The 1,025-nt window shown below is 72.1% G+C and carries 1 protein-coding gene; it reads right to left on the bottom strand.

All coding sequences use genetic code 11. From position 1 onward, the window contains the following. Positions 1-1,005: DUF222 domain-containing protein (locus AB0J39_RS39750; protein WP_363474401.1), on the bottom strand; the 1,005-nt coding region annotated here is incomplete at its 3' end. Positions 1,006-1,025 lie beyond the last annotated feature (20 nt).

Genomic DNA, 1,025 nt, shown 5'->3' with positions numbered 1-1,025 from the left:
GCCGCCGGTGCTCCAGTTGTCGGCGTGGTCGATCTGGCACTTGGTGGCGGGCAGGGGGCAGCCGTCGATCCAGCAGGTGGCGTAGCGGGCGAAGACGGCCCGCCGCTGGGCCGGGGTGGCCAACCTGACCTTGCGGCCCATGTCGAGCACCTGCCCGTCGGCGTCCATCACCAGACGCACCAGGGTGGAGGTGCGGGCCAGCCGGTGCACGCCGGCGATGGGCAGCACCTGCCCGGTCGCCAGCAACAACCCCGGCGCCGTCCCCAACAGCGGACCCAACACCGTGCCCAGCCGCGCCCCGGACAGCCCTCCGGACTCCGCTCCCGGTGGCGACCCCGGCTCTGATCCCCGGGCACCGGGCGCCCCCGGCTCTGGTTCGGACGTGCCGGACGGGGTCTTCGTGCCTCCCGGCCCATGCCGGACCTCCCCCGCAGGCCGAAACCCGGCGTGGGTGTGAGGGGCACAGGTGTCCCCAGGAGGATCAGACGAGTGCCACTCGCCCCACCATGCCTCCCGCAAGTGCGACTCCTGCCGCTGCGACGTGCTCCCCTGTGACTCCCTCTGCTGCGACTCGCTCCGCTGGCTGCTCGTCGCCTGCGCGCGTCCGGTCACGCCATCGCTGGATTGCACGTCACGGGGCCCTGTCGCCGGGTCGGCGCTGTTGGCGTCGCTCTGGTCGGCGTTCTCGACGGTGCTCTCGGCGGTTACATCGGCATCGGTTCCGGGGTTGGCACCTGCCGCAGCATCGGCTTCCTCGGTGTCCCGAGTGGTCCGGGGGCTTCCGGTGTGCCCGGCAGCCTGGATGTCTTCGGTGTGCCCGGCGGCCTGGGTGTCCTTGGTCGTCCGAGTGTCTTCAGGAGTCTCGGGGTGGTCGGCGCTCTCGGGGTAGTTGGCGCTTGCGGGGTGGCCGGGGTCGGGGGCGGGGTCGGTGGGGTCGGTGGGGAGGGATTCGGCGTTGACCAGGACCAGGAGCTCGGCGGCGATCTTCTCCTCCAGCAACGCCATGAACGCATCCGCCTGACGCA

It is taken from the genome of Microbispora sp. NPDC049633 (assembly GCF_040675265.1).
Taxonomy (GTDB): Bacteria; Actinomycetota; Actinomycetes; order Streptosporangiales; family Streptosporangiaceae; genus Microbispora; species Microbispora maris.
This window is presented reverse-complemented; position numbering and strand designations above follow the sequence as displayed.